7 protein-coding genes are annotated in these 8,258 nt (G+C 29.8%); 5 read left to right on the forward strand and 2 right to left on the reverse strand.

Going from position 1 to position 8,258, the window contains the following annotated elements; translation table 11 throughout:
• The 5 genes from rpmG to rimO all read left to right on the forward strand — a co-directional run.
• Nucleotides 1-172, forward strand: a 172-nt coding sequence (gene rpmG / locus ABY298_RS13210) for a 50S ribosomal protein L33 (protein ID WP_372746536.1), incomplete at its 5' end; no start/stop codon positions are given.
• A 9-nt stretch (nucleotides 173-181) separates the two neighbouring features.
• A complete protein-coding gene (locus tag ABY298_RS13215) occupies nucleotides 182-334 on the forward strand; it encodes a DUF4295 domain-containing protein (RefSeq protein WP_372746529.1) in 153 nt (50 codons plus the stop codon).
• A gap of 85 nt (nucleotides 335-419) precedes the next feature.
• Nucleotides 420-1,373, forward strand: a complete 954-nt coding sequence (gene ftsY, locus ABY298_RS13220) for a signal recognition particle-docking protein FtsY (protein ID WP_372746530.1) — start codon at nucleotides 420-422, stop codon at nucleotides 1,371-1,373.
• Between the two features lie 177 nt (nucleotides 1,374-1,550).
• Nucleotides 1,551-3,200 (forward strand): amidase family protein, encoded by a 1,650-nt coding sequence (locus tag ABY298_RS13225; RefSeq protein WP_372746531.1) that lies wholly within the window; start codon nucleotides 1,551-1,553, stop codon nucleotides 3,198-3,200.
• A gap of 169 nt (nucleotides 3,201-3,369) precedes the next feature.
• Nucleotides 3,370-4,680: a 30S ribosomal protein S12 methylthiotransferase RimO gene (gene rimO / locus ABY298_RS13230; RefSeq protein ID WP_372746532.1), complete on the forward strand. Its 1,311-nt coding sequence runs from the start codon at nucleotides 3,370-3,372 to the stop codon at nucleotides 4,678-4,680.
• 68 nt (nucleotides 4,681-4,748) lie between these two features.
• On the opposite strand, the gene ABY298_RS13235 is transcribed toward rimO, so the two are convergent.
• Both ABY298_RS13235 and ABY298_RS13240 read right to left on the reverse strand, forming a co-directional pair.
• The gene (locus ABY298_RS13235; RefSeq protein WP_372746534.1) at nucleotides 4,749-7,208 is read right to left on the reverse strand and encodes a M14 family metallopeptidase; all 2,460 of its coding nucleotides are present in this window, start codon (nucleotides 7,206-7,208) and stop codon (nucleotides 4,749-4,751) included.
• Nucleotides 7,209-7,470: 262 nt separating this feature from the next.
• The coding region (locus ABY298_RS13240) for a RagB/SusD family nutrient uptake outer membrane protein (protein WP_372746535.1) at nucleotides 7,471-8,258 on the reverse strand (788 nt) is incomplete at its 5' end.

Raw genomic sequence — 8,258 nt, forward strand, 5'->3', positions numbered from 1 at the left:
AGGAAATAGAATTCAGGTAATTTTAGAATGTACTGAGCATAAAGCTTCTGGTTTACCAGGTACTTCAAGATATATTACAACGAAGAATAAAAAGAACACTCCTGATAGAATGGAAATTAAAAAATTCAATCCTATCATGAAGAAAATGACAGTTCATAAAGAAATTAAATAATATAGGATTATGGCAAAGAAAGCAGTAGCATCGTTACAAACTGGATCAAAAAGATTAACAAAAGCTATTAAAATGGTGAAATCTCCTAAGTCAGGAGCATATTCATTTGTTGAAGCTATTGTGGATCCTGCAAATGTAAAAGATTTTTTGAGCAAAAAATAAATTTTGTTCATTTGAAAATAATAAGGCTACTTTCATAATAGAGAGTAGCTTTTCTTTTTTATATTTATACCATAATTTGTAGAAAATGAGCTTATTTAAAAAAATATTTTCGAAAGAAAAAAAAGAAACTTTAGATAAAGGTTTAGAAAAAACGAAAACTTCTTTTTTTTCTAAATTATCTAAAGCGGTTGCTGGTAAAACAAAAGTTGATGATGATGTATTAGATAATTTAGAGGAAATTCTAATTTCATCGGATGTTGGCGTAAACACAACCTTAAAAATTATTGAACGCATTGAAGAACGTGTAGCTAAAGATAAATATTTAGGGACCGATGAATTAAATAAAATTCTTCGTGAAGAAATTGCTGGGTTATTGGCGGAAACAAATGTTGGTAATGAAACCGATTTTGTAGTTCCTGTGAATAAAAAGCCATACATTATTATGGTTGTTGGTGTAAATGGCGTTGGTAAAACTACTACTATTGGTAAGTTAGCTGCACAATTTACTAAAAATGGTAAAAAAGTAGTTTTAGGTGCAGCAGATACTTTTAGAGCAGCAGCTATTGATCAATTACAAGTATGGGCGGATAGAGTTGGAGTTCCTATTGTTCGTCAGGAAATGGGTAGTGATCCTGCATCTGTGGCTTTTGATACTTTAAAATCTGCCGTTGCCCAAAATGCCGATGTTGTTATTATTGATACCGCCGGAAGATTACACAATAAAGTTAATTTAATGAATGAGTTAACAAAAATTAAACGTGTAATGCAAAAAGTTGTTGACGATGCTCCACATGAAGTTTTATTGGTGTTAGATGGGTCAACTGGGCAAAATGCTTTCGAACAAGCTAAACAATTTACAAAAGCAACAGAAGTTACTTCATTAGCAGTTACAAAATTAGATGGAACTGCAAAAGGTGGTGTTGTTATTGGTATTTCAGATCAATTTAAAATACCAGTAAAATATATTGGAGTAGGTGAAAAAATAGATGATTTACAAGTGTTTAATAAAATTGAATTTGTAGATTCTTTTTTTAACTAAATAAAACAGTTAAAATAAAGGCTGTATAAAAAGTGAAAATTTCGTCAACCTGAATTTATTTCAGGTTTTCATAATGATTGAATATCAGTACGATGAGATGCTGAAATAAATTCATCATGACAGTTTTCAATACTTTTTATACAGCTTTTTTTTTATCTTTATTACAAATTATTTAATATGAAAAATACATTTGTAATTATTACTATCTTATTATTATCAGTTTCTTGTAAACAAAAAGAACTACCAGTTGTTTTTAGTGTAGTTGATGAGTCTTCTGAAATTATGGAGCAACAAAATCACGAATTAGAAAGAATGAAATTTAAATTGATTCAGTCTAATTATTTAGATATGAATTCGGTTTTTAAACCTTTTGAAAATTATTTAGCTTATTTTTCTGAGAAGGATTATCAAAATTTACTTCCTTATATTATAGAAAAAGACATTCCTTCCATTCAGGAATCTGTTGCGAATGGAATTTTATCCTACGAAAAAATTGTGCTTTTTTATTTATACAGAATTAGAAAATTTGAAAGTAATAATAATTTAGCATTGCATAGTATTATAGCATTAAACCCAAATGTTATTGAAGAAGCAAAAGAAAAGGATAAAAACAGACCTAAAGAAACAAAATATACGTTATACGGATTGCCAATTTTATTGAAAGATAACATTAATACTATTGGAATGCCTACTACCGCTGGTGCTTTTGCTTTAAAAGAAAACAACACTACGGATGATGCTTTTATTGTTAAAAAATTAAAAGAGAATGGCGCATTAATTTTAGGAAAGGCTAATTTAAGTGAATGGGCTTATTATTTTTGCGATGGTTGTCCTGTTGGTTATAGCGCAATTGGTGGTCAAACTTTAAATCCTTATGGAAGAAAAATATTTGAAACCGGTGGATCAAGTTCTGGAAGTGGTGTAAGTGTAGCAGTAAATTATGCTGTAGCTGCGGTTGGAACAGAAACTTCTGGTTCCATTTTATCACCGTCAAGTAAAAGTTCTGTTGTTGGCTTAAAACCAACAGTTGGTTTGTTAAGTAGAACAGGAATTGTGCCTATTTCAAGTACCTTAGATACTCCCGGACCAATGACAAAAAGTGTGATTGATAATGCCATTTTTTTAGCAGCAATGACAGGAGAAGACGCTTTAGATATTACCACGTTAAATATTAAAAGTGATGTAGAGTATTTAAAAGATTTAAATTCATTAACAATTAAAGGGAAAAGGTTAGGAGTTATAAAGGAATTATTATCTGATTCTATTTATAAAAAAAATGTTGATTTATTAAAAAATGCTGGAGCTATACTAATTGAGTTTGAACCACAAAAATTACAGTTGAATGGCTTTTTAACCTTGCTAAATATTGATATGAAATATGACTTGCCAAAATATTTAAGTAAGTATGCCGATAAAAGCTTGAAAATAAAATCTATTGAAGATATTATTCAAATTAATTTGCAAGATTCTTTAAAAAGAGCACCTTACGGTCAACAGTTGTTTATTGGAATTGTTAATGATTCAACAACGCAAGATGAGTTTGCTATTGTTAAAAATAATTTAAATACCACAGGAAAACTTTTTTTTGATAAACCTATGGCTGAATATAATTTAGAGGCTATTTTATCAATAAATAATTATCACGCTGGTTTTGCTGCGGTTGCCAAATATCCTTGTTTAACCGTACCAATGGGTTATGAAAAATCAGGTGAACCAATTAGTTTAACCTTTATAGCAAAACCATTTCAGGAAAAAGAATTATTGCAATTAGGGTATGCTTTTGAGCAAATTTCAAAAGTTAGAAAACTTCCTGTTAATTATAATTAGCTAAAGAATTTAGAAAAATTAATTGATCAAATATTTATTAAAAGCAAATCAATTAAAAAAAGAATTTTAATTTGGAAACAGTTAAAATTTAGGTATTTATAATTAGACTAAACACAATTAAAAAGGTTTCATTACTTTTGCAAAAATTATAATTCAAAATACAAAATTTGTGCGTACAAAAACTAAGAAAGAAAATAAAATTAACGTAGTTACTTTAGGTTGTTCTAAAAACGTTTACGATAGTGAAGTTTTAATGGGGCAATTAAAGGCAAATAACAAAAATGTGGTTCACGAAGATGAAAATGATGATGGAAATATTGTTGTTATAAATACTTGTGGTTTTATTGGCGATGCAAAGGAAGAATCTATCAATACCATTTTGCATTATGTAAATAAAAAGGAATTAGGTGAAGTTGATAGAGTTTATGTAAGTGGTTGTTTAAGTGAGCGTTATAAGCCAGATTTACAAAAAGAAATTCCGGATGTTGATGAGTACTTTGGTACGCATGATTTACCAAATTTATTAAAAGTTTTAGAGGCAGATTATAAGCACGAATTGGTTGGCGAGCGTTTAACAACAACACCAACGCATTATGCATATTTAAAAATTGCTGAAGGTTGTGATAGACCATGTTCTTTTTGTGCAATTCCTTTAATGCGTGGTAAACACGTTTCAACTCCTATTGAAAATTTGGTAATTGAAGCTACAAAATTGGCAAAAAAAGGTATTAAAGAAATTATTTTAATAGCGCAAGATTTAACCTATTACGGTTTAGATATTTACAAAAAAAGAGCCTTAGCCGATTTATTAAAAGAATTAGCTAAAATTGATGGTATAGAATGGATTCGTTTGCATTATGCATTTCCAACAGGTTTTCCTTTAGATGTTTTAGAAGTTATAAATAATGAACCAAAAGTGTGTAATTATTTAGATATTCCTTTACAACATATAAATGATGATATTTTAAAATCTATGCGTAGAGGAACTTCACATGAAAAAACTACTAATTTAATTGCTGAATTTAGAAAATCGGTTCCAAATATGGCTATTAGAACCACTTTAATTGTTGGTTATCCTGGAGAAACAGAAGAGAATTTTCAAGAATTAAAAGATTGGGTACAAGAAATGCGTTTTGAACGTTTAGGTGCTTTTGCATATTCGCACGAGGAAAATACGCACGCGGCAAATTTAGAAGATGATGTTCCTGAAGATGTGAAGCAACAACGTGTTAATGACATTATGGAGTTGCAAAGCCAAATTTCTTGGGATTTAAATCAGGAGAAAATTGGAAAAACATTTAAAGTAATTATAGATAGGAAAGATGGAAATGTTTTTGTTGGTAGAACGGAATTTGATTCTCCAGATGTGGATAATGAAGTGTTAATTGATGCTACAAAGCATTATGTGCAAGTTGGAAAATTTGCCACTATAAAAATTACTGAAGCTACAGAATTTGATTTATACGGAGAACCTGTTTAATCTTTATTTAGAATGTAACAAAAAAGCGAGCTATTTAGCTCGCTTTTTTGTTTAAACTAGTTTTAAACTTAATTTAAGAATACTGCATTGGTAAAAAATAATTTTCCATTTTGCCAGAACGACCTAAATAAAGGATTGTCTACCATATAAATTAATTGTCCTCTTCCCTTATTTTCTATACCAAATAATAACGAATTTGGAACTTGCTTTAAGGCATCAACTCCAGCAAATCCAGAAATGTTTTTCGAGTTTTCTGCAAAGTAACCTACATTAAAACCTTTGTCTAATAATTTGTATGAAGTACCACTTAATTTTAAGCTGTGATAATAATTTGGATATCCAAAAGCTAATGGGTGTGTGTTTTCAATAGTACTTTTAAAAATACTTCCAGTAATTAAAGTTTTAACATAAGTACGTTCTTGTTGATCATAAGGAACCAAATTAGGCTTTGAATTGGTATTTAGCGTATCTTTTTTAGTTTTTAAATTAAAGCCGTCTTTATCTGCAAAACTATTTACAGAAGTTCCTAATGAAATAATTGTACCACCTTTAGTAACGTATAAAGTAAACATTTCCAACTCTTTAGTGTCAATAATATAGTCGTCAGGTAAAATTAATACATCATAATTGGAAAGGTTGGTACTTTTTAAATTAGAAGTGTTTAAAACAGTTAACGGATATTGCAATTGTGTTTCAAAAAAGTGCCAAATTTCACCAAAACTAAGAGAAGAAGTTCCTTCTCCTGCTATTGCAGCAACTCTTTTTGGTTTTATTAATGTATAATTACTAGAACCAAAGTCAGTTCCTGAAGAAACAAAACCTGTGTTTACTGAACTTAATTTTGTGTTTAAAGAATTTGCTAGTTTAGTAATGGTATCATCAAAATATTTTATATGTTCATTGTCTGCACGCATAATAACCAAAGTTCCTTTCTTATAAGAATTTCCTTCAACTGAAAAATCGGTTTTAGAATAACGCACATTGTATCCATTTTCTAATAAATCTCCTAAAAAAGTAGCGTCGGAAACTTCATTCCATTTGTGAATATAGGCGTATGCATTGTTTGTAGGTTGATTAGCTACAAATTTACTAGTAGTTGCATTGGAATTAACGTTAATAGATGTTTTTGAGGCAAAACCTTGTAAGCCATAAGCATAAGGAATGCTCCAGGCAGTAATATCATAAGTTAAAGAATCTGTAAGTTTTGCTTCTTTTTCAAATAAGGCTTTAACCATTTTTCCTTTTGGTTGATTTGTAGGAATTACCAAATCTTGATTAGTTGTTCTAATGGTTTTTAAAGAATTTGAATCATAATCAGAGGCTTTAATGGTTTTTTCTTCTGGTGAATAATTATAAATTTCATGTGTTTTAAGTAAGCTTACCACTTGATTAATTTTTTCAGCATCACCTCTTAAAACATAGCTTTGGTACTCTGCACTTGAATTATTAAAGAATTTTTTAAATTCTGAAAGTAATTTAGAGCTATTTTTAGCGGTCATTTCTACCGTAGAAATACCTGTTGTAAAATGGTGTGCAATTCTATCTTTTAAGGTAAGAACTGTATTGTTTTCTATTTTTACACCTAAACCAGCACTAATTCCAGCTTGTTCATAGGTCATACCAATTGCGCCCATATATGTTGGATAGGTATCTCCATAACTAGGATATAGCAAGTCAAAAGATTCTTTAGTAAAATAACGCCAACCTTGTTGATCGAAGTATTTTGCATGATTTTTACCTATTTGAGTTTGAAAATCTCGTTGCCAATCTGTAATTATTTCATGAAATGGTTCAGCGCCAGGTGCAAAATAATAAGGGTTCTCATAACTTTGTTCATGAAAATCTACATGAACTTGAGGTAACCACTTATTGTACATTTTTAAACGTTGTTGCGTTTCAATTTGGGTAGCCCACGCCCAATCTCTATTTAAATCAAATAAATAATGATTTGCTCTTGCTCTTGGCCAAGGTTCTCTATGTTCTACAGCGTATGGATCTGTATTGTATGGAGTGCTTTTTATTTGATTGTACCAGTTGGCATATCTGTCTCTTCCGTCCGGATTTAAACAAGGATCAATAATAACCAAAGTGTTTTTAAGCCAATCTTGTTTGTTAGTAACCAATTCATACAAAGTTTGCATAGCAGCTTCTGTGCTAGATGCTTCATTTCCGTGTACGTTATAACTTAACCATACCGTTGCAATTTCTAATTTACTATCACCTTTTATTATGCCAGCTCTTTTTAAATTATCCTCTCTAATGGTTTCTAAATTGTTAATATTTTCTTCTGAAGAAATATAAGAAAGATATAATGGTCTAAACTCATTAGTTTGTCCGTATTTTTCCAGTTTTACACTTTTTAAATTCTCACTTACATACGTAAAGTAATCAACAACTGCATGATGTCTGGTAAAACGAGTTCCAAGTTCATAACCTAAAAACTCGGAAGGCGATTTTAGTTCTTGCGCATTTAGTGTATAAAATGCGAGTATTGTAAATAATAGGGTAGATAAAAGATTTTTTTTCATTGATTTAATTTTAAAATAGAATAGGACTATATTATACTAAATTTTTAAAGTTTGACTACTGTTTTTTGGAATGGTGAAAGTTAATTAAAAATAAAAATAAAAGGAGTTATATTTAGCGCAAAGAATGAATTTTGCGGTGAATATTTTTCCAATAGTAACTTAATTTTATATGAATAGCCTTCATAATTAATTAAAAAATTTAGGAGCTTTATGCATATCTACAAAAGCTCCTAATTTATTTTCTTAATTAAATAGTTGTTTGTTAATAACCATTATTTTGCTCTAAGTTTGGATTTGCATCTGTTTCTCTTAAAGGAATAGGCATTACTAATTGGTCGGCATCATAAGAAATTGACCCTATGTTTTCTCCTAATCGTTTTGCATCAAATAATGTAAATCCTTCAAAAGCTAACTCTCTTTTTCTTTCCATTAATATGGTAGATAAATCTACAGTAATAAACAAATTGGCATTTGCTCTGTTTCGTAATTTATTTATATCGTTTAATGGAGTGTCACCTACAATTGTAGATCTTCTAAAATTACATTCTGCTCTAATTAAATACATTTCAGCTAAACGTAAAAAAGGAATATTTCCATATTGGTATTGCCATTTTGTAGTTGCTGTTCCTCTAGATGTTTCATAAAAGAAAAGACTTCTATCGTCATTAGCGTCATCATAAATACTAAAATGTTGAGCATTAATATAGATATCTGGATTTCCTGAACGTCCACCATAAGCAGATCCAGCCCAAAATAAATTAAAGAAGTTAGAACTATCATCTTGGCTTGTTACTTGCCAAGCAAATAAATCTTCTACAGAATTTCCATCATTATTAAAAGCTCCAGAAAATGAACTAGCTAATGTTGCTCCGCTATAACTAATAACTTCATTTGCCATTTCACGAGCGTTAACGTAGTCTCCCATTTGCAAATATACTTTAGCTAAAAGTGCTGCAGCACTATATTTTGTTGCATAAACATCGTTTGAAGTAGGTAATAGGTTATAAGCATCGGTTAAATCAGAAAGAACTTGCGTATAAACTTCTTCTA

The sequence above is a fragment of the Lutibacter sp. genome (genome assembly GCF_041596795.1).
Taxonomy (GTDB): Bacteria; Bacteroidota; Bacteroidia; order Flavobacteriales; family Flavobacteriaceae; genus Lutibacter.